The sequence below is a fragment of the Pseudomonas sp. TE3786 genome, from assembly GCF_054057335.1.
On the sequence record NZ_JBSRZF010000006.1, the window covers coordinates 238,164 to 264,872 of the forward strand.

The 26,709-nt window shown below is 60.9% G+C and carries 23 protein-coding genes; 6 read left to right on the plus strand and 17 right to left on the minus strand.

Annotated elements, in window-relative coordinates; translation table 11 throughout:
* Window positions 1–6: 6 nt before the first annotated feature.
* On the minus strand, window positions 7–531 hold the full coding sequence (locus tag ACVW0Y_RS09805) for a L,D-transpeptidase family protein (RefSeq protein WP_457437868.1): 525 nt from the start codon (window positions 529–531) through the stop codon (window positions 7–9).
* Window positions 532–585: 54 nt separating this feature from the next.
* A complete protein-coding gene (locus tag ACVW0Y_RS09810) occupies window positions 586–1,302 on the minus strand; it encodes a TetR/AcrR family transcriptional regulator (protein ID WP_457437870.1) in 717 nt (238 codons plus the stop codon).
* 230 nt (window positions 1,303–1,532) lie between these two features.
* Here ACVW0Y_RS09810 and lexA point away from each other — a divergent pair, with 230 nt between their 5' ends.
* Window positions 1,533–2,144, plus strand: a complete 612-nt coding sequence (lexA, locus tag ACVW0Y_RS09815) for a transcriptional repressor LexA (protein WP_457437871.1) — start codon at window positions 1,533–1,535, stop codon at window positions 2,142–2,144.
* Between the two features lie 9 nt (window positions 2,145–2,153).
* On the plus strand, window positions 2,154–2,633 hold the full coding sequence (sulA, locus tag ACVW0Y_RS09820; protein WP_457437872.1) for an SOS-induced cell division inhibitor SulA: 480 nt from the start codon (window positions 2,154–2,156) through the stop codon (window positions 2,631–2,633).
* 130 nt (window positions 2,634–2,763) lie between these two features.
* Here sulA and ACVW0Y_RS09825 read toward each other — a convergent pair whose 3' ends face one another.
* The 6 genes from ACVW0Y_RS09825 to fadB all read right to left on the minus strand — a co-directional run bounded on the left by ACVW0Y_RS09825 (window position 2,764) and on the right by fadB (window position 10,120).
* A complete protein-coding gene (locus ACVW0Y_RS09825; protein WP_108097353.1) occupies window positions 2,764–2,997 on the minus strand; it encodes a hypothetical protein in 234 nt (77 codons plus the stop codon).
* 98 nt (window positions 2,998–3,095) lie between these two features.
* Window positions 3,096–3,614, minus strand: a complete 519-nt coding sequence (locus ACVW0Y_RS09830) for a DUF6586 family protein (protein ID WP_457437874.1) — start codon at window positions 3,612–3,614, stop codon at window positions 3,096–3,098.
* A 69-nt stretch (window positions 3,615–3,683) separates the two neighbouring features.
* Complete coding sequence (topA, locus tag ACVW0Y_RS09835; RefSeq protein ID WP_457437875.1) at window positions 3,684–6,293, minus strand: type I DNA topoisomerase; 2,610 nt, start codon at window positions 6,291–6,293, stop codon at window positions 3,684–3,686.
* A 115-nt stretch (window positions 6,294–6,408) separates the two neighbouring features.
* A complete protein-coding gene (locus ACVW0Y_RS09840) occupies window positions 6,409–6,645 on the minus strand; it encodes a DUF1653 domain-containing protein (RefSeq protein WP_457437876.1) in 237 nt (78 codons plus the stop codon).
* Between the two features lie 121 nt (window positions 6,646–6,766).
* On the minus strand, window positions 6,767–7,942 hold the full coding sequence (gene fadA, locus ACVW0Y_RS09845) for an acetyl-CoA C-acyltransferase FadA (RefSeq protein WP_457437878.1): 1,176 nt from the start codon (window positions 7,940–7,942) through the stop codon (window positions 6,767–6,769).
* A 30-nt stretch (window positions 7,943–7,972) separates the two neighbouring features.
* Window positions 7,973–10,120 carry a fatty acid oxidation complex subunit alpha FadB gene (gene fadB, locus ACVW0Y_RS09850; protein WP_457437880.1) on the minus strand — a complete coding sequence of 716 codons (2,148 nt, stop codon included), beginning with the start codon at window positions 10,118–10,120 and terminating at the stop codon, window positions 7,973–7,975.
* A 443-nt stretch (window positions 10,121–10,563) separates the two neighbouring features.
* Here fadB and ACVW0Y_RS09855 point away from each other — a divergent pair, with 443 nt between their 5' ends.
* Complete coding sequence (locus ACVW0Y_RS09855) at window positions 10,564–11,385, plus strand: hypothetical protein (RefSeq protein WP_457437882.1); 822 nt, start codon at window positions 10,564–10,566, stop codon at window positions 11,383–11,385.
* A gap of 80 nt (window positions 11,386–11,465) precedes the next feature.
* Here the strand turns inward: ACVW0Y_RS09855 and ACVW0Y_RS09860 are convergent, their stop codons facing one another.
* On the minus strand, window positions 11,466–11,903 hold the full coding sequence (locus tag ACVW0Y_RS09860) for a hypothetical protein (protein ID WP_457437884.1): 438 nt from the start codon (window positions 11,901–11,903) through the stop codon (window positions 11,466–11,468).
* A gap of 85 nt (window positions 11,904–11,988) precedes the next feature.
* Here ACVW0Y_RS09860 and ACVW0Y_RS09865 point away from each other — a divergent pair, with 85 nt between their 5' ends.
* The gene (locus ACVW0Y_RS09865; protein ID WP_457437885.1) at window positions 11,989–12,429 is read left to right on the plus strand and encodes a universal stress protein; all 441 of its coding nucleotides are present in this window, start codon (window positions 11,989–11,991) and stop codon (window positions 12,427–12,429) included.
* 109 nt (window positions 12,430–12,538) lie between these two features.
* Here the strand turns inward: ACVW0Y_RS09865 and ACVW0Y_RS09870 are convergent, their stop codons facing one another.
* Both ACVW0Y_RS09870 and ACVW0Y_RS09875 read right to left on the minus strand, forming a co-directional pair.
* Window positions 12,539–13,228 carry a DUF6901 family protein gene (locus tag ACVW0Y_RS09870; protein ID WP_457437887.1) on the minus strand — a complete coding sequence of 230 codons (690 nt, stop codon included), beginning with the start codon at window positions 13,226–13,228 and terminating at the stop codon, window positions 12,539–12,541.
* 21 nt (window positions 13,229–13,249) lie between these two features.
* Window positions 13,250–15,160: an ATP-binding cassette domain-containing protein gene (locus ACVW0Y_RS09875; RefSeq protein ID WP_457437888.1), complete on the minus strand. Its 1,911-nt coding sequence runs from the start codon at window positions 15,158–15,160 to the stop codon at window positions 13,250–13,252.
* Between the two features lie 351 nt (window positions 15,161–15,511).
* Here ACVW0Y_RS09875 and ACVW0Y_RS09880 point away from each other — a divergent pair, with 351 nt between their 5' ends.
* Window positions 15,512–17,440 carry a transglycosylase SLT domain-containing protein gene (locus ACVW0Y_RS09880; protein WP_457437890.1) on the plus strand — a complete coding sequence of 643 codons (1,929 nt, stop codon included), beginning with the start codon at window positions 15,512–15,514 and terminating at the stop codon, window positions 17,438–17,440.
* Window positions 17,441–17,543: 103 nt separating this feature from the next.
* Here the strand turns inward: ACVW0Y_RS09880 and ACVW0Y_RS09885 are convergent, their stop codons facing one another.
* From ACVW0Y_RS09885 to ACVW0Y_RS09910, 6 genes are all read right to left on the minus strand, one after another.
* Window positions 17,544–18,344 (minus strand): MOSC domain-containing protein, encoded by an 801-nt coding sequence (locus tag ACVW0Y_RS09885; protein WP_457437892.1) that lies wholly within the window; start codon window positions 18,342–18,344, stop codon window positions 17,544–17,546.
* 207 nt (window positions 18,345–18,551) lie between these two features.
* Window positions 18,552–19,478, minus strand: a complete 927-nt coding sequence (locus ACVW0Y_RS09890) for a chemotaxis protein CheV (RefSeq protein ID WP_457437894.1) — start codon at window positions 19,476–19,478, stop codon at window positions 18,552–18,554.
* A 187-nt stretch (window positions 19,479–19,665) separates the two neighbouring features.
* Entirely contained in the window at window positions 19,666–20,568 is a 903-nt protein-coding gene (gene yegS, locus ACVW0Y_RS09895) for a lipid kinase YegS (RefSeq protein WP_457437895.1), read from the minus strand.
* Between the two features lie 60 nt (window positions 20,569–20,628).
* A complete protein-coding gene (locus ACVW0Y_RS09900; protein WP_457437897.1) occupies window positions 20,629–22,188 on the minus strand; it encodes an FGGY-family carbohydrate kinase in 1,560 nt (519 codons plus the stop codon).
* A gap of 12 nt (window positions 22,189–22,200) precedes the next feature.
* Window positions 22,201–23,799 carry a glycerol-3-phosphate dehydrogenase/oxidase gene (locus ACVW0Y_RS09905; RefSeq protein WP_457437899.1) on the minus strand — a complete coding sequence of 533 codons (1,599 nt, stop codon included), beginning with the start codon at window positions 23,797–23,799 and terminating at the stop codon, window positions 22,201–22,203.
* Entirely contained in the window at window positions 23,796–25,388 is a 1,593-nt protein-coding gene (locus ACVW0Y_RS09910; RefSeq protein ID WP_457437900.1) for an FAD-binding oxidoreductase, read from the minus strand. The genes ACVW0Y_RS09905 and ACVW0Y_RS09910 overlap by 4 nt, the downstream gene beginning before the upstream one ends.
* A gap of 144 nt (window positions 25,389–25,532) precedes the next feature.
* Between ACVW0Y_RS09910 and gliR the strand changes: the two genes are divergently transcribed.
* A complete protein-coding gene (gliR, locus tag ACVW0Y_RS09915) occupies window positions 25,533–26,573 on the plus strand; it encodes an AraC family transcriptional regulator GliR (protein WP_457437901.1) in 1,041 nt (346 codons plus the stop codon).
* Window positions 26,574–26,709 lie beyond the last annotated feature (136 nt).

Below are 26,709 nucleotides of genomic sequence, written 5' to 3' on the forward strand. Positions count from 1 at the left end.
AAATCCTTAGCAGAGGTCTGCCGTGGCCCACTGCGGGCACGCGGCTTCGTCGATTTTTACCGGGCAGTGCACGGGCACGCGCTCGAAGAGTTCCAGCACGTCCGTGTTGCGCAGGCGAATGCAGCCGTGCGACAGCGGGATGCCCATCGGCTCGCTGTCGGGGGTACCGTGCAGGTAGATGTAACGGCGGAAAGTGTCGACCGCGCCAAGGCGGTTAATGCCTGGCTCGCAGCCGCTGAGCCAGAGAATGCGGGTGAGGATCCAGTCGCGACCGGGGAATTGCCCATGCAGCGCGGCGTTCCAGGTCTCCCCCGTCCAGCGCCGCCCACGCAACACCGCGCCTAGCGGCAGACCGTCGCCGATCTTGGCGCGCACTTGGTGCAAGCCACGAGGCGTCTTGTTCGAACCGTTTTGCTCACCCGCGCCATTCAACGCGGTGGACACCGGCAGACGCAGCAGCAAACGCCCTGCGGCAAAACCGTAGAGCTGCTGGTCGGCGATGGAGATATGCAGGGAATCGAGAATCGTCATGGGCGGCAAGCTTAGCCCATCAAGCCTGCCGCTTGCAGCAGGCGTTTTGGCGCTTTACACCTTGCTCAGGATAGGCACCGGGGTCGCGGTTTTGCTGCGCGGACGCAGTTGAGCGGTAGCCAGGGTTTCGTCGGTGACGCCGGTTTCCGAGCGCATACCGGCAGCCAGAAACGGCACCATCAGACGCATCACCTGTTCAATCGAGGTGTTGACGCCGAAATCGGTTTCCGCGATGGCACGCAGCGCCTTGATCCCGGACATGCTGAACGCCGCCGCGCCGAGCATAAAGTGCACACGCCAGAACAGCTCGATGGGTGGAATGCGCGGCGCGGCTTCATGGACCAGGCCCATATAACGGCGGAATACCTTGCCGTACATGTCTTCCAGATAACGGCGCAAGTGGCCCTGGCTCTGGCTGAACGCCAGCCCCAACAGGCGCATAAAGATAGAGAGGTCGTTGCCGCTGCGAGGTTTTACCGCCAGGGCCTGCTCCACCAGCATTTCCAGCAGCTCTTCGAGGCTGGCTTTGCTTTCCGGTTTGGCTTGGCGGCGGTCCAGCTCACGTTCGAGGCTGGTGCAGAACGGCCCGAGAAAGCGCGAGAATACCGCCTGAATCAGGGCCTTTTTCGAACCGAAGTGGTAGTTCACAGCCGCCAGGTTGACCCCAGCCTTGCTGGTGATCAAACGTAGGGAGGTCTCGGCAAAACCTTTCTCCGCAAAAAGTTGCTCCGCGGCATCGAGGATGCGTTCGACTGTTTCTGACTGAGCCATGGGAATCACCTGACAAACACTTGTTTGAAACATACGTTTCAGCCGTAGAGATTGTCAAGCCGCATCAACCGTAATTTGGCTGGTCAGTCACGAATGCCGGTAACTGCCCTTCCCCACTACAGTTCCTGCTCCCTGGTAGAGAAAGATTGCCTATCTATAAAAAGGAGCATTGCCAAGCGCCGATCACTGTATATAATCCCAGTCACTGTATAAAAAGACAGAGACCGGACATGCTAAAACTCACGCCACGCCAAGCCGAGATTCTCGCCTTCATCAAGCAATGCCTTGAAGACAACGGTTACCCGCCCACCCGTGCCGAAATCGCGCAGCAACTGGGCTTCAAATCGCCCAACGCGGCCGAAGAACACCTGAAGGCCCTGGCCCGTAAAGGGGCCATCGAGATGACTCCTGGTGCCTCGCGCGGCATTCGCATTCCGGGCTTCGAACCGAGCAGCGACGAAGAAACCGGCCTGCCCATCATCGGTCGGGTGGCTGCCGGTGCGCCGATTCTGGCCCAACAGCATGTCGAAGAATCTTGCCGCATCAACCCCGAGTTCTTCCACCCTCGCGCAGACTACTTGTTGCGCGTACGCGGCATGAGCATGAAAGACATCGGCATTCTCGATGGTGACCTGCTTGCCGTACATACCACCAAAGAAGCCCGTAATGGCCAGATCGTGGTTGCCCGCATTGACGACGAAGTCACTGTAAAGCGCTTCAAGCGTGAAGGCGACAAAGTTTGGCTGATCGCTGAAAACCCCGAATTCGCCCCCATCGAAATCGACCTGCATGAACAGGATCTGGTTATCGAAGGATTGAGTGTCGGCGTTATTCGCCGCTGAGGAGGCTGTATGCAGTTCCCACAAGCGCTGGACCGTTCCCAACTGCCATTGTTCGACGCCTTCCTGACGCAATCGTCGGCGCCGCTGTTGACCGATATCGTGGAAACCGGTTGGTTCGAAGAACCAGAGCCAGAAACATTCAGCGAGCTGTCGCTGCGTGGCGCTGCCGGGAACTGCCTGCACCTGCTGGCACCCATCCTGCGTGAACTCAGCCAGAATCAGGACGCCCGCTGGCTAACCCTGATCGCCCCGCCCGCCAGCCTCACCCAGGCCTGGCTACGCGATGCCGGTCTGAACCGTGAACGTATTCTGCTGCTGCAACCCCGTGCCGGGCAAAGCCCGCTGGAATTGGCTTGCGAAGCGCTGCGCCTGGGGCGTAGCCATACGGTGGTGAGCTGGTTGCATCCGTTGCACCGCCCTGCTCGCGATCAGCTGGCCAGCGCGGCCCGCGATGGCAAAGCGCAGAGTTTGAATATCAGTCTGGGTTAATCGTTGTAAAAAAAGCATCGCGGCTGAAGCCGCTCCTACGGATTGTGCGTTCCGTAGGAGCGGCTTCAGCCGCGATGCTTTTTAAGCGATGCGTTTGCCCAACCTGCGCACAGAGCACGGCAGCAAAGGATCAATGCAGAACCCGCGGCCCTTCTTCCTTCTCGAAATCACCTTCGGCCAATCGGCCGGCCATCTGTACGCCCACGTTGAGCATGGCTTTGGCTACTTCTACATGGTGGCCCTGGAGGAATGCCTTGGCATCTGCCGAGAAATCCAACACGACCAATGCCTCCTCATCCTCGGCACGACGCAGCGCGATACGCCCGTCAGGCAACTCGACAATTTCCAAAAAGGATGTAGGCATAAACTTAAATCTCCACGTAAGGCCGGCAGTGTATCAGTCCGTCGGCCCTCTTCCCTAGCCCAGCCATCCACTCACTTGACCCAACGGCCAGAAAACCTTCAGCACTCGCTCAGGGTTTCGCGGAAACGCAAGGCCAGCACCTTGAGCTGCTGACGCCAGCTTTCCAGCTCGGCGCGGGCCAGAAGCGGCTCTTCTTCGTCCAGGCTGTAGGCCTGGATCAGCGGCAAAGTGGGGTCGATCTTGGCTTTGGCTGGTGCCTTCGGCGGCTGGAACAGCGCCTGATAGGCACTGATCAGTTGCGCCAACCAGGTTTCCGATTGCTGCGCCAGCTCCACCAGCTCGGCCAGCTCCGGGCTGGGCGTAGCGCCCAGTACGGCAGGCGTCAGGATGGCTTCAACGCGCGGCACATTCACCTCTTCAAAGCGGTAGTAACCGGCCACTTCATGGCAAATACCCAACAACGCGCCATACAAGTGGAATAGGCAGGCTTCGCGCTCGGCGAGGATCAGCGCCGGGGCGTTAACCGCCTGGCCTTCTTCGGCGCGGCGCCAGGCTTCCAGCGACAGGCCAGCGAAAAACAGTTTTTGATTGGTACGGGTATAGAGTTCATGGGCCATTGCGGCACCCTCCACAGCAGACAGACTCACTATACGCGCGCCAGCCGGAGCTGACGCGCGTGCTAGGGCTTAACGCTTGTCTTCGACTTTCCAGGCATTGCCATCGTAGAAGGCGCGCCAACCGGTCGGTTTGCCTTCCACTTCGGTCTGCACGTACTGCTCTTTGGTCTTGCGACTGTAGCGCACTACGGCTGGACGGCCATCCGGGTCTTTCTTCGGCGCCGACATCAGGAAGTGGTACTTCGGATCGATCTCGTCTTTATGCGGGATCAGTTCGATGATCAACGGCGCGCGGGTTTCGCGGTTTTTCGGGAACTGGCTGGCGGCCAGGAACAGGCCGCTGGCACCGTCGCGCAGCACGTAGGTGTCGTTCACCTTCTCGCACTTGAGCTCCGGCATCTTCACCGCGTCCATTTTGGGTGGCGCAGGCTCGCCGCTACGCAGCAGTTTGCGGGTGTTCTTGCACTCAGGGTTGGTGCAGCCGAAGAACTTGCCGAAACGGCCGGTCTTCAGTTGCATTTGGCTGCCGCACTTGTCGCATTCCAGGCTCGGACCTTCGTAGCCTTTGATGCGGTACTGGCCCTGCTCGATCTCGTAGCCGGCGCAATCGGGGTTGTTACCGCAGATATGCAGTTTGCGGGTTTCATCCAGCAAATACGCATCCATCGCCGTGGCGCAGATCGGGCAGCGGTGCTTGCCGAGCAGGACCAGGGATTCCGACTCACCTTCGTCATCTGCGGCGATTTCATCACCGGGAACCAGATTGATGGTCGACTTGCAGCGCTCTTTCGGCGGCAGGCTGTAACCCGAGCAACCGAGGAACACGCCTGTGGACGCGGTGCGGATCATCATATGCCGGCCACATTCGCGGCAGGCGATGTCAGTCGGGGTCGGCTGGTTAGCACGCATGCCCTTGTCGCTTTCCGAGGCCACTTCGAGCTTTTTCTTGAAGTCGCCGTAGAACTCGTCAAGCACGTGTTTCCACTCGCGCTCGCCCTGGGCGACGTCATCGAGGTTCTCTTCCATGCCGGCGGTAAAGCCGTAGTCCATCAGGTTGGAGAAGCTTTCGCTGAGGCGCTCGGTAACGATGTCGCCCATTTTCTCCGAGTAGAAACGGCGGTTGTGCAGGGCCACATAGCCGCGTTCCTGGATGGTGGAAATGATCGCCGCGTAGGTGGATGGACGGCCGATGCCGCGTTTTTCCATCTCTTTCACCAAGCTGGCTTCGGAGTAGCGTGCCGGCGGCTTGGTGAAGTGCTGGCTCGGGTCGAGCTTGAGCAGCTTCAGCGCTTCGCCTTCGCCCATGTCCGGCAGCACGTCGTCATCGCCCGGCTTGCTGATCTGCGGCATGGCGCGGGTGTAACCGTCGAACTTGAGGATACGGCCCTTGGCGCGCAGCTCGAACTCGCTGGCTTTGACACTGACGGTGGTCGACAGGTATTCCGCCGGTGGCATCTGGCAGGCGACGAACTGGCGCCAGATCAGCTCGTACAGGCGCTCGGCGTCACGTTCCATACCCGACAGCTGGGTCGGCTTGAGGTTGACGTCGGAGGGACGAATCGCTTCGTGCGCTTCCTGCGCGCCTTCCTTGCTGCTGTAAACGTTCGGCTTGGCCGGCAGGTACTTTTTGCCGAACTCGCCTTCGATAAAGTCGCGCACCATGGTCACGGCGTCGGCCGAGAGGTTGGTGGAGTCGGTACGCATATAGGTGATGTAGCCGGCTTCGTACAAGCGCTGGGCCATCATCATGGTCTTCTTCACACCGAAGCCCAGACGGTTACTGGCCGCCTGCTGCAAGGTGGAGGTAATAAAAGGTGCCGATGGCTTGCTGCTGGTCGGTTTGTCTTCACGCTTGACGATGCTGTACGCGGAGTCTTTCAGCTTGGCCAGAGCGGCGTCGGCCTGCTGCTTGTTCAGCGGCTTGAAGGCCTCGCCGTTCTGACGGGCCACTTCAAAGCGCACATTGGCACCTTTGGCGGTGCCCAGGTCGGCGTGGATTTCCCAGTATTCTTCGGGGTTGAACGCACGGATCTCGCGCTCACGCTCCACCACCAGCTTCACGGCAACCGACTGCACACGACCGGCGGACAGGCCACGGGCGATTTTGGCCCACAACAGCGGCGAGACCATATAGCCCACGACGCGGTCGAGGAAACGCCGTGCCTGTTGGGCGTTAACGCGGTTGATGTCCAGCTCACCAGGCTTGGAGAACGCTTCCTGGATGGCCTTCTTGGTGATTTCGTTGAACACCACGCGCTTGTAGCGGCTGTCATCACCACCGATGGCTTCGCGCAGGTGCCAGGCAATGGCTTCCCCCTCGCGGTCCAAGTCGGTTGCGAGATAGATGGTGTCAGCATCTTTGGCGAGACGGCGTAGCTCTTCGACGACCTTTTCCTTACCAGGAAGAATTTCGTACTTGGCTTTCCAGCCGTGCTCCGGGTCGACACCCATGCGCGATACCAGTTGGCGCTTGGCTTTTTCCTTGGCGCTCAGAACCGGCGCGTCGGCTGCAGCAGCCTTACCACGCTTGACGGGCTCCTTGGCTGCACTGGCCGAACCGCTGGTAGGCAGGTCACGGATATGGCCGATGCTCGACTTCACCACGTATTGGCTACCCAAATACTTGTTGATGGTCTTGGCCTTGGCCGGGGATTCCACGATGACCAGCGATTTGCCCATGGATCGGAGATTTCCTGAATTTGAGTACTGAAAGGCGGGAGGCCGCCTTTCGCGGCACCGCTATATATAGTGGCGACTAAGGTGAGGTCAAGGGCGGATCACGTTCGATGTCAGCTCAAGGCCGCACGAAGAGATCAGGTTCGGCCTTGATCAGAGCAAAGCGCAGCATGGTCTGGCCGTCCACTTCGATGGTGCTGGTAAACATGCTCAGGGGACGTACCCACAAGCCGTATTCGCCATAGAGCGCCTGATACACCACCACTTCCTCTTCCGTCTCGGAGTGCCGCGCCACACCGATCACGCGGTATTCGGGACCCTTGTAGTGACGATAGAGGCCGGGTTGTAACTGCATCAGGGGCTTCCTCACATCTGTAGAAATAAAAGTCGGTTCTGACAAAAATAAAAACCGGGGCACAGGGCCCCGGTTGTACACCGCCTCGCAAATGGGAGTTCGCTCGTCGCCGAGCGTTCCCTTAGATGCGTTCGAAGACGGTGGTGATGCCTTGGCCGAGACCGACGCACATGGTCGACACGCCAAAAGTACCGCCATTCTGCTTCATCACGTTCAGCAAGGTGCCGGAAATACGCGCACCAGAGCAGCCGAACGGGTGACCGAGGGCAATAGCGCCGCCGTGCAGGTTAACCTTCTCTTCCATCTTGTCGAGCACTTTCAAGTCTTTCAGCACCGGCAGGGCCTGTGCAGCGAAAGCCTCGTTGAGCTCCCAGAAGTCGATGTCGTTGATGCTCAGACCAGCGCGTTTCAGCGCTTTCTGGGTCGACGGCACCGGGCCGTAGCCCATGATTGCCGGGTCAACGCCAGCCACTGCCATCGAGCGGATCACGGCCAGCGGCTGGATGCCGAGGTCTTGAGCGCGCTGCGCGGACATCACGATCATGCACGAAGCACCATCGGTGATCTGCGACGACGTACCGGCAGTTACGGTGCCGCCCTTCGGGTTGAACGCAGGCTTCAGGGCAGCCAGGCTTTCCAGGGTGGTTTCCGGACGAATGGTTTCGTCGTAGTCGAACACCTTCAGGAAGCCGTTCTCGTCGTAGCCTTGCATCGGGATGATTTCATCCTTGAACTTGCCTTCGACGGTGGCCTTGTGGGCCAGACGGTGCGAACGCTCACCGAATGCGTCCTGCGCTTCACGGCTGATGCCATGCATCTTGCCGAGCATTTCCGCAGTCAGACCCATCATGCCCGAGGCCTTGGCGGCATACAGCGACAGGTGCGGGTTCGGATCCACGCCGTGCATCATGCCTACGTGGCCCATGTGCTCCACGCCACCGATGACGAATACGTCACCGTTGCCGGTCATGATCGCCTGAGCTGCGGTGTGCAGGGCGCTCATGGAGGAACCGCACAGGCGGCTGACGGTTTGCGCAGCGCTGGTGTGCGGGATCGGCGTCATCAGCGACGCCATGCGCGCGATGTTCCAACCTTGCTCCAGGGTCTGGTTTACGCAGCCCCAGATCACGTCTTCCACTTCAGCTGGGTCCAGCTTCGGGTTACGTGCCAGCACGCCGGTGATCAGTTGCGCAGACATGGTTTCTGCGCGGGTGTTGCGGTGCATGCCGCCTTTCGAACGACCCATCGGGGTGCGACCGAAGTCGACAATCACCACGTCTCTTGGATTCAGGCTCATAAATTCACTCTCGCTCTATGCGTTACGCGCTTAACCGAAGAAGCTCTGGCCGTTGGCGGCCATCTCACGCAGCTTCGCGGTGGGGTGGTACAGCGCGCCCAGGTCGGCGTACTTGTCTGCCAGGGCGACGAACTCGGCTACACCGACGGAGTCGATGTAACGCAGTGCACCACCACGGAAGGGAGGGAAGCCGATGCCGTAGATCAAGCCCATATCGGCTTCAGCTGCGGTTTCGACAATGCCGTCTTCCAGGCAACGAACGGTTTCCAGGCACAGCGGAATCATCATGAAGTTGATGATGTCTTCATCAGTCACTTCACGCTGTTCGGTGATGACTGGCTTGAGCACTTCGTAAGCAACCGGATCGGTCACTTTCTTCGGCTTGCCGCGCTTGTCCATTTCGTACGAGTAGAAGCCTTTGCCGTTCTTCTGGCCCAGGCGGTTGGCTTCGTACATCACGTCGACCGCAGTACGGCCTTCAACAGCCATGCGGTCCGGGAAGCCTTCAGCCATTACGTCACGGCCGTGGTGGCCAGTGTCGATGCCGACTACGTCGGAGAGGTAAGCCGGGCCCATTGGCCAGCCGAATTTCTCCATGACTTTGTCGATGCGCACGAAATCGACGCCAGCGCTGATCAGCTTGGAGAAGCCGCCGAAGTACGGGAACAGCACGCGGTTGACCAGGAAGCCTGGGCAGTCGTTGACCACGATCGGGCTCTTGCCCATCTTCTTGGCGTAAGCAACGGTGGTAGCTACAGCTACATCGCTGGACTTCTCGCCACGAATTACTTCAACCAGCGGCATCATATGCACCGGGTTGAAGAAGTGCATACCGACGAAGTTTTCCGGACGCTTGAGGGCTTTAGCCAGCAAGTTGATGGAAATGGTCGAGGTGTTGGATGCCAGAATCGCATCTTCACGTACCACGCCTTCCACTTCAGCCAGAACGATCGCTTTGACCTTCGGGTTCTCGACAACAGCTTCAACCACGATGTCGACGTGACCGAAGTCGCCGTAGGACATGGTTGGGCGGATGGCGGTCAGCGCTTCAGCCATCTTGGCAGCAGTCAGACGACCTTTGGCGACGCGGCCACCCAGCAGCTTGGACGCTTCGGCCAGGCCCATCTGGATGCCTTCCTCGCGGATATCCTTCATCAGGATTGGCGTGCCTTTGGAGGCCGACTGGTAGGCGATACCGCCACCCATGATGCCGGCGCCGAGTACGGCAGCCAGTTTCACGTCTTTGGCGATGGCGTCGTAGCCTTTAGCTTTTTTCTTCAGTTCCTGATCGTTCAGGAACAGGCCAACCAGGCTCTGCGAAGCGGAAGTCTTGGCCAGTTTTACGAAACCGGCAGCTTCTGTTTCCAGGGCTTTGTCACGACCGAAGTTGGCCGCTTTCTGGATGGTTTTGATCGCTTCGACCGGTGCCGGGTAGTTCGGGCCAGCTTGACCGGCAACGAAACCTTTGGCGGTTTCGAAAGCCATCATTTGTTCGATAGCGTTGAGCTTGATCTTTTCCAGCTTCGGCTGACGCTTGGCCTTGAAGTCCAGCTCGCCGGAGATGGCGCGCTTGACCAGGTCCAGGGCAGCGGCTTGCAGCTTGTCAGCAGCAACCACAGCATCGACAGCGCCTGCTTTCAGGGCGTCTTCTGCACGGTTTTCCTTACCGCCGGCGATCCACTCGATGGCGTTATCGGTACCGATAACACGCGGCAGACGTACGGTGCCGCCAAAACCTGGGTAGATGCCCAGTTTGACTTCTGGCAGGCCAACTTTGGCGCCGCTAGCGATGACGCGGTAATCCGCAGCCAAGCACATTTCAAAACCGCCGCCCAGTGCGATGCCATTGATGGCCGCAACGGTCGGAACGCCAAGGTCTTCGAAGTCGCTGAAGATTTTGTTGGCTTCAAGGTTGCCAGCGATCAGCTCTTCATCGGACAACTTGAAGTTGTCGACGAACTCGGTGATGTCGGCGCCGACGATGAATACGTCTTTGCCGCTGCTGACGATTACGCCCTTGATCGAGGCGTCGGCCTTGATGGCGTCCACAGCCTGGCGCAATTCGGCCAGTGTGAGACGGTTGAATTTGTTGACGGACTCACCCTTGAGGTCGAATTGCAATTCGACGATGCCGCTCTCAAGAGCCTTAACCGTGATGGCTTTACCTTCGTAAATCATCAACTGATCTCCACGGTATGGAAGCTGAACTAGTACACGCCGGACGCCAAGCAGCGGATTGATCCGCAGCAGAACCGCCAGAAGACTAGTCTCCAACGGCCTGACATACCCGCCGACGCGATATTCGGACGGTCTATGAACCGGTGCTGACAAAGCAAACACTTGATTCATACGCCCGTTTGATTCGGGTGCGCACACCTTCGTGCAAAAGAATGCGCTTGTCAATTAGAGCGCTTCGCGTGATACGCCCTCACCGGAATTTGACCGATATGCCTGGCAAATCATTCCAACTGCTCTAGGCCGCGGCTGGCGGGCTACCCGACCAATGCCATCAAGGTGATGTCGGTCACAGCTAGCCAAAGCGAAACGCTGCAGGTACAGTCGTCTCAACACGCCAAAAGTGCGTGACAAAAACAAAAACAATGAAGTCCCACGGAGTAACTATGTCGAGCCGTCTGCTTGCCATCTCGCTAAGCGCCGTACTGACCGCCCTTCTGACCTTCCAAGGCGCAACCGCCGCCACTGCACCGACAGACAACCTGCTGAAATTGCATCAGCTGCGTCTGGCCGCGCAGAAAAGCCTCGGCGATTTCTATATGTTCAACAGCATGGACGGCGATCAGCGCTATGCGCGTCAGATCGACGAGTCGGTGCACGACGCCAGTGCACGCCTGGCGGAAATCACCAACCTCCCCGGCGATGCCTCCAAAGCCATGCGCGCCCAGCTTGAACAACAGCTGAACGCCTACGAAAGCGAACTGAAAAACCTCACCACTGCGATGAAAACCCAGGGTTTTACCGACCTGCAGCCGGTAGCCGACCTGGCCACCCGCAATCAGCAACTGATGGCCCTGAGCAGCGAGCTGTACACCAAGATTCAGCAGGAAAGCGGCCAGATCGTGCCGCCCATGACCCAACAAAGCCGTGAGCAAAGTCTGCTGATGCAGGCCATCGCCGTGGACTATGCTTCTCGCAGCGCCTCGGTGGGTGGCACCTTTATTGGTAGCGCCGCTGGCGATGAGAAAACCATCGATGACCTGGTCAACCAGTTCGCTGGCCAACTCACCACAATGGAGAAAGCGCCGCAGAACACCACCCAGATTCGCGAGTCGCTGAGCGGTATCAACACCAAGTGGCGCTATATCGAGAAATCGCTGAAGAACTACAACGAGAACTCGGTACCATTCGTGGTCAGCAAGTACTCAGACAGCATTATCGACGGATTGGAAGGGGTTTCGGCGCAGTATCTGGCTGCTAAACTTTGACCGATTCGAACAGCTTTCCGGCCTGCCTGGCCACCCCAGCCCGCTTAAACGTGGGCTTTTTATTGGGTGCTGCGAAGGCCCTACGCCAAGGCCTTCAACACCGCTGTCACCGGCTCGAGGCTTTCCACCTCGCCGCGCTCGCCCCAACACAGGGCAACCATCTGCTTGCTGGCTTCGACCTTGTAAACGTCGGCGGGCAAAGTTTGCAGGTGCGGCAACAAGTGTTCGTCAGGGCACGGCTCCCGCCACTGGTTTACCCACTGCCCGGCAGTCAGCTGCCAATAACACCAAGTATCTTCAGCGCCTTTGCGCCGGGCACGGTGGTACTGCGGGCAGGGGCTTGGCGGTTCTTCGGGCAGCCAGTGCGGCCACTCCTGGCGCGACAACTGCATCCCCAAACCCTGTTGGCGGGCAGCCATGCGAATGGCCATGCGCCCTTGCTGGCGGCGCGAAGGCCGCAGCCAGGCCAGGGGGCTGAGCACAACGGCGGTGAGCAGTACTACGATCCACAAGGTCATACGAGTAATCCCACAACTAAAAGGCTGCATTAAGCCAACAATCACAGCCATACTTCGATCATTAGTCTCAGGAGGAGTCACCACCATGATCTATCAGCACATTCTCGTTGCCTTGGATCTTTCCGAAGAATGCGACCCGGTAATGAAGCGCGCCTATGCGCTCGCCACCGCCAGCCAGGCCAAGCTGTCGCTGGTGCATATCGTCGAGCCGATGGCCATGGCCTTTGGCGGCGACGTGCCGATGGACCTCTCCACCCTGCAACAGCAACAATTCGAACAAGCCCGCGAACGTCTGGACGCTTATTCCGCCAAGTACCCGGAACTGGGTACCGACACCCGTCATCTGGTCTATGGCCAACCCCGCCAGGAAATCCACCGCCTCGCCGCCGAGCAAGGCGCAGACCTGATTGTGGTCGGCAGCCATGGCCGTCACGGCCTGGCGCTGCTGCTAGGTTCTACTGCCAATGACGTGCTGCATGGTGCGCCGTGTGATGTGCTGGCGGTACGCTTGAAAAAGCCAGAATAACCGCATGCCCCTGTAGGAGCGGCTTCAGCCGCGATTGCGCCGGGCCTGAAAACGGCGTTTCCAGGTCTAGAGCTTCGCGGCTGAAGCCGCTCCTACCAGTGCTTTGCCGCTACGATTCCGGCAAATCCCCGGCACTCATCACCATCGGCCGAATCTTCTGCAACTGGGTTTCCAGCGAATGGGTGATGCTGGTCGACATGGAAAAAAATGTCAGGAACGCCTTGAGGTTCGAGTCGCCTTCGCAGACATCGTGAATGCGCTGCCAGAACGCCTGGTTCACCAGCTGCAATTGCTGGAACAAGCGCACCAAGCCTTTCAACTCCCAGTCCGCATGTCGCCCTTCACGGAAGTTGAAGTACTGGCGTGACAGGTACAGCGACACCGCCCGCAGAATAAATTCCTGATTGTTGGCAAACGGCAGATGGTGGAACGCCATGGGTTTCAGCTTGCTCAGCACCGGACAGGCGCTGGTCGGCATGATCAGGCCGAGCAAGGCGCGCAAGCCCTCCTCCAGACCTACCTGCTTGCTGTATTCACGCTCAGGCGTGCGCACCCAGAAGTGCGCCTTCTGGAACGCCGGCAAGCCGTGAAAGTCCTCAATCACCCGGTGCAAGTCCACTGCCGCCGGGCAGTGGCTGTATTGCTCACGTTTCAGCGGGCAATTGCTGCACTGGTGATACTCCAGCCGCGTCCAGACCGGTGCCAGTTGCGCGCGCTCCTGGTCGTACTCGCGGTTGAGTTCAATGCGATAGCCAAACTCGTGACTATCGTCGAGGGAAATCCGGTACTCGATGGCCATTCAGGTCTCCGCCAAGCCTTATCAGTCGTCCAACTCAGCCCAACGCTCCAGCAGCGCGTCCAGCTCTTGTTGCGCGGAATCCAGCAGGGCCAGAACCGCTGCACTTTCTGCCGCCGGCCGCTGATAAAAGGTTGGCCCGGCAATTTCTTCATTCAGCTCGGCGATCTTGCGTTCCTGGGCATCGATCAACCCCGGCAGGGCTTCCAGTTCACGCTGCAGCTTGTAACTGAGCTTTTTCTTCGCCACCGGAATTTCCGCGGCTTCGATGGCAGCATTGGCAACGGGTGCCGGCGCGGTGGCTTCCGGCTTGCCGGATTTGCTTTCACCCACGCCCAGCAGCTTCGGTGAACCGCCCTGACGCAGCCAATCCTGATAACCGCCAACGTATTCACGCACCTTGCCTTCGCCTTCGAAGACCAGGGTGCTGGTTACCACGTTGTCGAGGAATGCCCGGTCGTGGCTGACCATCAGCACGGTGCCGGCAAAGTTCGACAGCACTTCCTCCAGCAGCTCGAGGGTTTCCACATCCAGGTCGTTGGTCGGTTCGTCCAGTACCAGCAAGTTGGCAGGCTTGCTGAACAGCTTAGCCAGCAACAGACGGGCACGCTCGCCACCGGACAACGCTTTCACCGGCGTGCGTGCACGCTGCGGGCTGAACAGGAAATCGCCGAGGTAACTCAGCACATGGCGGTTCTGGCCATCGATCTCGATGAAGTCGCGGCCTTCGGCGACGTTGTCGATCACGGTCTTTTCCAGGTCGAGCTGGTGACGCAACTGGTCGAAGTAGGCCACTTCCAGACGGGTACCGACCTCCACTTTGCCGCCGGTAGGCTGCAGGTCGTCGAGCATCAGCTTGAGCAAGGTGGTCTTGCCGGTACCGTTGGCACCCAGCAGGCCGATACGGTCCTGGCGCTGCAGAACCATGGAGAAGTCTTTGATCAGCTGCGGGCCGCCCGGGTGGGCGAAGCTGACGTTCTCCAGCACCATCACCTGCTTGCCGGATTTCTCCGAAGTATCCAACTGAATGTTGGCCTTGCCGGTGCGCTCGCGACGTTCGCTGCGCTCTACGCGCAAGGCTTTCAGGGCGCGTACACGGCCTTCGTTACGGGTACGACGGGCCTTGATGCCCTGACGAATCCACACTTCTTCCTGGGCCAGGCGTTTGTCGAACAGGGCGTTGGCGGTTTCTTCGGCGGACAGTTGCGCTTCTTTATGTACCAGAAAGCTGGCGTAGTCGCCGTTCCAGTCGATCAGGCCGCCGCGGTCCAGTTCCAGAATGCGGGTGGCCAGGTTCTGCAGGAAGGAACGGTCGTGGGTAATGAACAGTACAGCGCCCTGGAAATCTTTCAGGGCGTCTTCCAGCCAGGCGATGGCGCCGATATCCAGGTGGTTGGTTGGCTCATCGAGCAGCAGCAGGTCCGGCTCGGACACCAGCGCCTGGGCCAGCAACACCCGACGACGCCAGCCACCGGACAGCTCGGCCAAGGTTTTGTCGGCTGGCAGCTGCAGACGGCTCAGGGTGCTGTCTACCAACTGCTGCAGGCGCCAGCCGTCTTTGGCTTCCAGCTCCTGCTGCACATGCATAAGTTTGTTCAGGTCTTCGTCGGTGACGATGTTCATGCTCAGGTGGTGGTATTCGGCGAGCAAGGCGCCGACACCGTCCAGGCCTTCAGCCACCACATCGAACACGGTACGGCCATCGGCCACCGGCAATTCCTGCGGCAGTTCACCGATTTTCAAGCCTGGCGCGCGCCACACCGAACCGTCGTCCCCCAGACGATCACCCTTGACCAGACGCAGCAGGCTGGATTTACCGGTGCCGTTGCGGCCGATGATGCACACCCGCTCGCCACGGGCGATCTGCCAGGAAATCTTGTCCAGCAGCGGCATTGCGCCATAGGCCAGGGAAACATCGGTGAACTTGAGCAGCATGGTCGCCTCGAGGGGAATAGCTGCGGCCGTTCGCCCTTGGCAGAACAACCGCTGGAAATCTCTTTGCCGGACGCTTTTGGCATCGGCAAAACTGGGCGCGCATTCTACCGAGTTGCGCCCTTGGCCGGGTGGCATTTTTTCGACCGTTCGCGATCTCGTAGGAGCGGCTTCAGCCGCGACGTTCTTGATCTTGGCGTTTGCAGGACTCGCGGCTAAATCGGATGGCCGCCCCCCCTCCCACAAAACCCCGGCGCTTTCGCTTTCGTCACCGCCTGGCAAAAGGCTAAGCTACCGACCTTTAGCGCCTAGCTAACCCTTGGCGTCTTTCAGAATATTCAGCTCGGAAGTGTCATGCGCGGTCGTCTGCTCTGCCTGTTGTCCTGCCTGCTCCTCTCCTCCGTCACTCTCGAAGCCTCTGCGGCCGCCAGCCTGGCGCAGCAGCGGTCGTTTTATGACGAGGCCAAACGTGCGCTGGCCAAAGGCGACAGCGGCCCTTACCGGATGTACGCCAATGCCTTGGCCGACTACCCATTGGAGCCGTATCTGGCCTATGACGAGCTGACCGCCCGGCTGAAAAACGCCAGTAACGCCGAAATCGAAAAATTCCTCGCCGAGCACGGCGACCTGCCCCAAGCCAACTGGATGAAGCTGCGCTGGTTGCGCTGGTTGGCCGAGCGTGGCGACTGGAAGACCTTCAGCAAGTACTACGACCCGAAAATGAATTTCACCGAGCTGGACTGCCTCAATGGTCAGCACCAACTGATCAGCGGTCAAACCGCCGAAGGCTATGCCAGCGCGGAAAAACTCTGGCTGGTGGGCAAATCCCAGCCGGACGCGTGCGAGCCACTGTTCGCCATGTGGGCAAACGCCGGCCAGCTTCCTGAAACCATGGTGTGGAAGCGTCTGAAATTGGCTGTGCAAGCACGCAATTACAGCCTGGCAACCCATCTGACCGCGTCCCTGCCAACCCTGAGCAGCCAGGCCAAGCTGATGATCGACGCGGCGCAGAAGCCCGCCATGCTGGCGCAGACCCCACGCTTTGCCCCGGCCAGCCAGACCATGGCCGATGTGGTCAGCATCGGCCTGCGCCGCCTGGCCAAACAGGACCCGGAAAAAGCCATCAGCCTGCTTAACGATTACAGCCAGCGCCTGCCGTTCTCGGCGGAAGAAAAGGTTGCGATAGCGCGCGAAATCGGCCTGACCCTGGCGAAAAGCTTCGATGATCGCGCCCTGCCGATCATGACCCAGTACGACCCGGACCTGCGTGACAACACCGTCACCGAATGGCGCGCGCGCCTGCTGCTGCGCCTGGGCCGCTGGAGCGATGCCAACCAGCTGATCCGCCGTATGCCGGCCGATCTGGCCAGCACCAACCGCTGGCGCTACTGGCAAGCCCGCAGCCAGCAACTGGCCGATCCGAACAATCAGGGCCCGGCCCTGCTGCTGTACCAGCCGGTGTCCAAGGAGCGTGATTTCTACGGTTTTATGGCGGCCGACCAGCTGAAAACCCCATACCAGTTGACCAACAAGCCGCTGCTGCTGGACCCGAAACTGGTGCAGAAAGTCCGTAACACCCCAGGCATTCGCCGCGCCCTGGAATTCCACGACCGTGGCCAGATCGTCGACGGTCGTCGCGAGTGGTATCACGTCAGCCGTCTGTTCAACCGTGACGAATTGGTGGCCCAGGCGCGCCTGGCCTATGACAAACAGTGGTACTTCCCGGCGATCCGCACCATCAGCCAGGCGCAGTACTGGGACGACCTCGATGTGCGCTTCCCCATGGCCCACCAGAGCACCCTGGTGCGTGAAGCCAAGGTGCGCGGTCTGCATTCGAGCTGGGTGTTCGCCATTACCCGCCAGGAAAGCGCCTTTATGGACGATGCCCGCTCCGGTGTCGGCGCCAGCGGCCTGATGCAGCTGATGCCCGGCACCGCCAAGGAAACCGCGCGCAAATTCAGTATTCCGTTTGCCCCGCAACAACTGCTGGACCCGGACAAGAACGTGCAATTGGGTGCGGCTTATCTAAGCCAGGTGCATGGCCAGTTCAACGGCAACCGGGTACTGGCTTCAGCCGCGTACAACGCCGGCCCCGGCCGCGTGCGCCAGTGGCTGAAAGGCTCCAACCACCTGGCCTACGACGTGTGGGTAGAAACCATCCCGTTCGACGAGACCCGTCAGTACGTGCAGAACGTGCTGTCCTACGCGGTGATCTACGGCTTCAAGCTCAACGCCCCGCAGCCGTTGGTGGATTGGCATGAGCGTTTTTTTGATGATCAGTAACTGATGGACCTGTCGTGCTCCCGTAGGAGCGGCTTCAGCCGCGATGCTTTTGCGCTTGAAGCGCATCGCGGCTGAAGCCGCTCCTACGGGGGACGGGGAAACACTACTCCAGCACTTCCACTTCCATCCCAACCGCTATCTCGCCCTGCCCTTCATGAATCAGGTTCTGCCCGAAATACACATCGCCTTCACGCTCGCGATAGGTTTTCAGGGTGGTCAGCGGCTCACGGTCGGCGCTGCGCTCGCCGGTCTGTGGATCGATGGTGGTCAGGATGCAGCGGCTGCAGCCCTTGGCCACGCGGAACTCGATGCCGCCGATGCGGATGCGCTTCCAACTGTCCTCGGCGTAGGCCTCGCTGCCTTCCACCACCAGGTTGGGGCGAAAGCGCAGCATCTCCAGCGGCCGGCCAACCCGGGCGGACAAGTCTTCCAGCGATGCCTGGCCTATCAGCAATAGCGGAAAACCATCGGGGAACCCCACTTTCTCCTCCGGGCTCAGGCTGCCGGGAATATCCCGCGCGCGGTCTACCGGCACATGCACCAGGCGGCAGGCCTTGCCGAGAAAGCGGCTGAGCCATTCGGCCGCTTCGTCACCAGCGTCTGGCACGTACATGTTGTCGCTCCAGATAAAGGCACCACGCATTTCCGCGTCCGGACCCGGCACCGGCACGTCGAGCGACTGAAAGCCTTCAGCGTTGAGGGTCAGGCCACCTTGCGGGTTCCACAGCGCCGACAGCTGCGACATATGCGCCATCGCCCGCTGAGTAAAGAAACGCCCATTGCTGGCGTCCACCAGCATCCAGCGTCGATCACCGAGCATGCCGATGCTGTCCAGCTGCGCACGCGGCAAGCTTTCGCCAATGGCGGATTTCATCGGGAAACGGTAAAGGGCGGAGAGACGCATAACGGAGGTCCTGAGTGAAGATCACAAGGGACCGTTATACGGAATTGCCGGAGCAAGACTCAAGCCTTTGCTTTTCGCTGCATACACAAGGTCTCGCGAGCTAGAGCCATCCAAGGCAAAAAGCCCCGCTGAAAGCGGAGTTGGCTGTAGCCAATGAGCATTTCAGCAGGGCTTTTTAACGCCGGAGGGCCGACGCGCAGCAGACCGTCACTCGTCGAGCATCAAGCGCTCACGGATAACATCCACAAGCTTGTCGGGCTGGAACTTGGAGAGGAAGTTATCGCAGCCGACCTTCTTCACCATGGCTTCGTTGAAGCTGCCGGACAGCGAGGTGTGCAGCACCACATAGAGGTCTTTCAGGCGCGGGTCGTTGCGGATTTCGGTGGTCAGGCGGTAGCCGTCCATTTCCGGCATTTCCGCGTCGGTAAAGATCATCAGCAGCTTGTCGGTCATGACGTGGCCTTCATCGGCCCATTTCTTCAGCTGGTTGAGGCCTTTCAAACCGTCGGTGGCGACGTGCATTTTCAGCCCCAGCTGGGACAAGGTGTCACGCAATTGCGCCAGGGCCACGCTGGAGTCATCCACCAGCAGCACTTCGCGGCCACGGGCTTTTTCCAATAGCGGGTCGCTGAGGCGGTCGCTGGAAATGGTGGCGTTGTACGGCACGATTTCGGCCAGCACTTTTTCCACGTCGATGATTTCCACCAACTGCTCTTCCACCTTGGTGATTGCCGTCAGGTAGTGCTGACGCCCCGCGCCACCAGGCGGCGGCAGGATGGAATCCCAGTTGAGGTTGAGAATTCGGTCGACACCGCCCACCAGAAAGGCCTGAACCGAGCGGTTGTATTCGGTGACGATAATGGTGCTGCGCTCATCCGGCACTATAGGGCGCATGCCAATGGCCTGGGACAGGTCGATAACCGGAAGGGTCTGGCCCCGCAGGCTGACCACGCCACAGACGAAAGGATGGCGATGGGGCATCAAGGTCAGCTTGGGCATCTGCAGGACTTCCTGCACCTTGAACACGTTGATCGCGAAGAGCTGCCGGCCCGCCAGGCGGAACATCAGAATTTCCAGGCGGTTCTCACCCACTAGCTGGGTGCGTTGGTCCACTGAATCGAGAATGCCGGCCATGCTGTGCTCCTGTCGTGTCTATCGAGTCTAGCTAATGCTTGCAACCTTATCGGCCACCGATAGCGCAACTGAAATTTGGGCTGAAAAATGAGGTGCCATCATGCCGTGCCATCACGGCCACAGCAATTGCAGCCTGCGCCGCTGGGCAGGTTGGGCTGGGTGCTCTGGCAGTCTGCGCCGGCTTCTTTCAGGCGTCTATGGCCAGCAACGGCGAGCCCGGCGGCAGGTGCACGCGCAAGGCGGCGGGGCGGGCATTGAAGCGCAGCGCTTTGCCTTCCAGGGGTTCGCCGTCGAGGTTGAGGTCCAGGCCTTCCGGCGCTTCGATCTCGACCCAGGGCAGGCGCGCGTTGATCGACACACTTTCCAGCCCGAGAATGCCGCCGGACAGCAGCGTGCCCAGGGTGCCGACCACGTCCTGCGGTGCCGGAATAATGCAGATATCCAGCAAGCCGTCGTTGACGCAGGCCTGCGGGCACAGCACATGGCCGCCGCCGGCCTGGCGACCGTTGCCGATGCCAAGGGCGAGAAAATCCCCCTCCCAGGCAAAATCCGGCCCACTGAAACGGCCGAACGCCGCATGCACATCGGAGAAACGGGTCAGCCCGGTGAGGAAATATGCCGCGCCGCCGAGCACGCGCTTGAGCTCTTCCGGCGTGTTGACGGTGATTTTCGAGCCAAAGCCGCCAGTGGCCATATTGAGGAACAACTGGCCGTCGACCTCGCCCAGATCGATGGGTGTCGCCGCCTGATCCAGCAAGGCCAGGGCTTCCAGCGGCACCAGCGACACCCCGGCGGCGCGGGCGAAGTCATTGGCGGTGCCCAGCGGTAGCAGCACCAGGCTGGCATCTGCGTCGGCCAGGGCCATGGCTTCGGCGACGTCGCGCAAAGTGCCATCGCCGCCACCGGCAATAATGGTCGGGTAACCGGCGGCCAGCGCCTCGTTCACCAGGCGCTGGGCATCGCCGCCCTCCCAGGTGACGCGCACGGCCAACTCCCAACCCTCATCACGACGGGCCTGAACGGCGGCGCGCACCTCGTCGTTGAGAGCCTGTTTGCCGTGCAGAATCAGTAAGGCTTTACGCTCGCTCATCATCAAATCCTTTAGTCGCTTGGCCAACCCTAGCACCAGCTACCGGACCTGACGAAAAGCCTAGGCCGGATACCCGGTTATTTTGCGGATGCTCTGGTACAGCGGCTTGAGCTGCTTGTACATGCGTTGGTACACCTCGCGGTACAAGCGTTCATAGATTTGTTGCGACTTGTGGTTGGGCTGGAACACCTGGCCGACGCGGGTCATGGCGGCGATAGCGCTGGGAAAGTCCGGGTGCAGCCCCAGGCCGACCGCACAATCGATAGCAGCCCCCAGCCCGGAGGTTTCGTACACATGCGGGCGCTCGGCCGGCAAACCGAAGATATCCGCCGTCAGTTGCATGGCCGCATCGCTCTGCGAACCACCGCCGGACACCCGCAGCCGGGTGATCTTGCTGCGCGAGCGCTTTTCGATCTGCTCCTTGCCCTGGCGCAAGGCATAAGCCAGGCCCTCGAGGATGGCGCGGTAAATATGCGCGCGGGTGTGCACATCGCCAAAACCGATGATCGAGCCCTTGGCTTCCAGCCCCGGCTCGCGGATGCCGGGGGTCCAGTAGGGCTGCAGCATCAGGCCCATGGAGCCGGCTGGCACGCTGTTGACCAGCTCGTCGAACAGCGCTTCCGGCTCGACGCCCAGCTCTTTGGCGCGCTGCATTTCCCGCAGGCCGAACTCCTGCTTGAACCAGCTGACCATCCAGAAACCCCGGTAGATCATCACCTCGGTGTTGTAGTGATCGGGAATGGCCGCCGGAAACGGTGGAATCAGCGGCACGGTTTCCAGGTAGCTACGCCGCGTGGTGTTGATGGTCGCCGTAGTGCCGTACGACAAGCACGCCGTGCTTGGCTCCACGCCGCCTGCACCCAGCACTTCGCAGGCCTTGTCGGCGCCAGCGGCAATCAGCGGCAAGCCTTCGGGAATGCCGGTATGCCGGCTGGCCTCGGCACTGATCACGCCCAGGCGTTCGCCGGGCTTCACAAGGTCGGGCAACTGGTTCGCCCGCACCGGCATGGCCTGCCATTTCCAGTCGCTGCGCGCCGCCCATTTCAGGCGTTTGTAGTCGAACGGCAGGTAACCGACACAGCAGGCCACCGAGTCGACAAAACGCCCGCATAGCCGATGGGTGAGAAAGCCCGAGAGCAGCAATACCTTGTCGGTCTTGGCCCAGATCTCCGGTTGCTCCTGCGCCAGCCAGTTCACTTCGGCCTGGGCGCGGAAATAGTCCACCGTCGCTTCTTCACGGATCAGCTTGAACAGCCAGCCCCAGGGGCCTTTGATTTTGTCGCGGACTTCGGCGCGGCGCTGGTCCAGCCAGAGGATCGCCGGGCGCAGCGGTTTGCCCGCGGCGTCCACGGTAATGATGGTGCCGCGCTGGGTGGTCAGCGACACGCCCTTGATCCGGCTTTTGTCGATAGCCACTTGCTGCCACAGCAGGCGGCAGGCTTCGCCGAGGCTCTGCCAGTAGTAATCCGGGTCCTGCTCGGCCCAGCCGGGCTGCTGGGAGTAATAGGCCTGCAGATCGACCTTGCCCTTGCCGAGCAGATTGCCCTCGAGGTCGAACAGCAAGGCGCGCACGCTCTGGGTGCCGTTATCGATGGCCAGCAGGTAGCTTTTTTCAGTCATGGCGTAGGCCTTTTATTCTTGTTTTTCTGGCGGGGTCGGCAGGCTATAGCAGCGCTGCCACAGACTCAGGTACTGCTGCTGTTCCGCCTGCCAGCGCTGGTCATTCCAGCCCAGGCGGGCCTGGCATAGCTCGCGGATCCGCGGCAGATGCTCGGCCCCACCCTGCGCCAGCAGCAGGCCGATACGGCTGCGGCGCAGCAGCAGGTCATCCAGATGCAGCACCAGCTCGTGCTCGGCGGCAAAGGCCAGCTCGGCCCACAGGGTGTCGGTGGCAGCCACACAATCAGTGCCAACTTGCTCCAGCAGCGGCAGCAGCAGTGCCAACTGACAACCGTAGCGCCCGGCCAGACGCCGTTGCTGGCCGGCGCTCAACCCGGCGATGGCCGGCAGTGGCTGCGGGCGAAATACCGCACTGCCCTGATCGCTAAGGGTTTTACCCAGCATTGGCGCGCAGGCCTGCAGCACTTCCAGGGCCAGCAAACGGAAGGTGGTGAGTTTGCCGCCGGCCAGGGTCACGCTGCCCGGTTCGCTCCACAGCACATGCTCGCGCTTTTCATCCGAGGGCTTGCGGCTGGCCTCACCACTGGTGACTACCGGACGCACACCCGCCCAGGTGGATAGCACGTCAGCCGCACTGATCCGGGCCTGGGGAAACTGCTGCAAGCAGGCGCTCAGCAGGTACTCGACTTCTGCAGCGCTGATACGCGCTTCCAGATCGATATCGTCGCCATGGTCCAGGTCAGTAGTGCCGATGACCGTGGCACCTTCCCAGGGAAAAACAAACACCGGACGACGGTCGGCGGCGTGCATAAAGCTAAAGGCATGGGCCAGCGGTAAACGCCAGGCCGGCAGCAGCAGGTGGCTACCACGCAGTGGGCGGATATGCTCGCCGCCGTCCTTTTTGCGCAAACGATCCGCCCAGGCCCCGGTGGCCTGAGCGACCACGCCCGCGTTGAATTGATAGCGCTGACCGCTTTCGCTGTCCTCGGCCTGCAGACCGGTTACCCGGCCATCGGCGCGGGTCAGTTCAACCACCTTGAGGCCATTCAGCGCCTCGCCGCCATCGGCCCGCGCCTCACCCAGCACGCGCATCACCAGGCGGGCGTCATCGGTCACCGCATCGAAAAAGCGCGTGCCACCCAGCAGGCTTTCAGCCTTCAGACCCGGGGCCAGATAACCCAGTGGCTGTTTGCCGTAGAACTGGTGGGTGCGTTTGCCGGCCAGGGCGTCGTAAACCCGCAGCAAACTGCCGAACACCTTGGGCCCGGGGAATTGACCCTGGTAATGCGGCATCACAAAGCTCAGCGGATCGACCAGACCAGGCGCTTCGCCCAGCAGACGCTGGCGCTCACGCACCGAATCGCGAGTCAGTTTGAACTGACCCTTGGCGATATAACGCAGGCCACCGTGAACCATCTTCGATGAGCGGCTGGAGGTGCCCCAGGCGAAATCGCGCTGTTCGATCAGCAGGCAACGCCAGCCGCGCCGCGCTGCTTCGCGAAGGATGCCGGCACCGCTGATACCGCCGCCGACCACAATCAGATCCCAGTCACAGGCAGCCAGCTCGGCCAACGCCTGCTCGCGCCAGCCGGCATTCCAGGCGGTTGTCATTTCAGCAATACGCCCGGGTTAAGGCGCTGGTCGGGGTCGAAATGCTTGGCCATCGCCTGCAGGGCGGCAATGCCCAGCTCGCCCTTCTCCACTGGCAAGTACGGTGCGTGATCGCGGCCAACGCCATGCTGGTGGCTGATGGTGCCGCGGTTATTGACCACGGTGCTGCTGGCCAGATGCTTGAGTTTCTGCCAACGGGCATGGGTGGTGGCGTAGTCAAGGCCCGGGCGGAACACGTAGGTGGTGTAGATGCTCGAGCCTTCGCCATACACGTGGGAGAGGTGGGTAAACACATGCACCTGCTCACCCTCATCGCTGAGGCCGCCGCGCAGGCTGGCTTCGATCTTGTTCAGCAGGCTGTCGACATTGCTCCAGTCGGTGGCCGTCTCCAGGGTGTCGACGGCATAACCGGCCTGCCACAGGCCCTCACGCAGATAGGGGAAGCGGAAGCGCCCTTCGGCCCATTTTTTCCCCAGCAGGGTGCCGGTAAACACCCCGCCAAAGCCTTTCAGCAGACGCTTGGCCTGCTTTAGCGACAGCGCGTTCTGCGCCCGGTTGCCGGTCACGCCAAAGGTCAGCATGCATTTGCCGGCACGGGCACCGCGCAGAGCCAGGTACTTTTCCAGCCAGGCGATCTGCTCGGGATGGCCAGCCAGAGCCAGCTGGGTTTCGGTTTCGATGGCATTCGACAGGCGCAGCATCGACAGCGGCACCCGCGCCTGGCCGAGGGTACGAATCGCCTCCAGGGCCTTGGCCCAGGAGGGCAGGAATACGGCGTAGAACTTTTCTTCCACCGCCAGTTTGCTGACCCGCACCTGCACCGAGGAAATCACCCCGAAACGCCCCTCCGAACCGAGCACCATTTCGCGCAGATCCGGGCCGGCAGCCGAGGCCGGAAAGGTCGGAAGCTGCAGGGTGCCGGCAAAGGTTTCCAGGCTGCCACCGGCAAACAGCTGCTCGATACGCCCATAGCGCAGCGACTGCTGGCCACTGGAACGGCTGGCCACCCAGCCACCGAGGGTCGACAGCTCCCAGGACTGCGGAAAATGGCCAAGGGTGTAACCACGGGCGCGCAGCTGGCTTTCCACTTGCGGGCCATTGGCACCGGGGCCAAAGGTGGCGATCAGGCTCTGCTCGTCCAGCTCCAGCAAGCGATTCATGCGTTCCAGCGACAGGGTCAGCACCGGTTTGTCGCTGGCCTGCGGGTTGATATGGCCGGCCACCGAGGTGCCACCGCCGTAGGCAATCACCCGCACATCATGGGCAGCGGCCCAGGCCAGCAGTTCGCGGATCTGCGCCGGGGCTTGCGGGTAGGCAACGCCATCGGGGAACACCTCGAAACGCCCTTCGCGCATCGCCAGCCAATCCGGCAGGCTTTGCCCACGGGCATGGCGCACGCGGTCTTCGGCAGCGGTGACCACCAGCGGATGCACCGCCAGGCGCGAGGCCGGCACCTGGGCCAAGACCTGCGCCAGGCTGGCGTCCGGCAGTGGCTGGCCGGGGCCGATCAGCTCGGCAAGAAAGGCCTCACCATGGGCAGGCAATTCCACCACCGTTGCTTCATCACCCCAACCATTCCAGCGCCGCATGCGAGTCTCCTAGTGTTGATCACTCGCCAGTTCCGAACGAGCTATATGGGTGCCTATACTAGCCGGCCGCTGTTCGGGGTCACTGTCGGATAAGGACAGACCCAGTGGCCAATCAAGACAGTCCATCAGAATAAGAACGACGCCATGCACGCACTTGGCTACACCTCGGTTCCAGCCCTGCTCAAATACCTGCGCCACGCCGAACAGCTGGGCCTCGACCAGGCCGCCGCCCTCGCCGCTGCCGGCCTGAGCGCCAGCGATCTGGAAGACAATGGCCGACGTCTGCCCAGCGAAGCCCATGAAAAGCTCCTGGCGCATCTGCTGCGCGAATCCAGCGACCCGCTGTTCGGCTTGCACGCCGCGCACTTCACCCAGCCCGGCTCGTGGAGCGTGCTGGGCTATATCACCATGAACTGCGCCACCCTGGGCGAGGCCATGGGCCGTATCGTGCCGTACGAGAAACTGGTCGGCGACATGGGCGTCAGCCGCCTGGAACCGGCGGCTGACCATCTGCGCCTGATCTGGAGCTGCCGCCATGAACCGGCAGAGATTCGCCGGCATATGGTTGAGAACGTGCTGACCTCCTGGCTGCTCTACGCGCGCTGGATCGCCGATATGCAGGCCTCGCCCCGGGAGGTGTGGTTCGAGCACGCGCAGCCGGCCGGCACCGAGTTGGCCGAGTACGAAAGCGTGTTTGGTTGCCCGGTGAAATTCGCACAGAGCGTCAACGCCCTGCTGGTGCCGATGGAATACCTCAACGTGCCGCTGCGCCAGGCCGATGCCAACTTGCTGCGCACCCTGGAAGAACACGCGCTGACCCTGATGGCCGGCCTGGACGAAGGCGAACCGCTGCCGCTACGGGTGAAAAACGCCCTGCGTCTGCTGCTTAAGGATGGCCTGCCGCGCAAGGAGCGAGTGGCGGAAAAATTCGAAATGACCGTGCGTACCCTGCAACGGCATTTGCAGCAGGCGGGGACCAGTTATCAGGAGATACTCGACCAGTTGCGGCAAGAGCTGGCGGAGCATTACCTGACCCGCAGTACCTTGCCGGTGCAGGACATCGCCTACTACCTGGGGTTTACCGAAAGCCGCTCGTTTCACCGCAGCTTCAAGGGCTGGACCGGGATGACGCCGGGGGAATATCGCGAGGCGCATCGCAAGGCCGGCGAATCCTCGACCCTGTAGGAGCGGCTTCAGCCGCGATGCTTTCAACGATCAAAAGCATCGCGGCTGAAGCCGCTCCTACGAGGGCTGCGTAGGCTGCGTTACCGCGACAAATTGACTCCATAGACAAAAGGCACGGCACTCGCCGTGCCTTTTG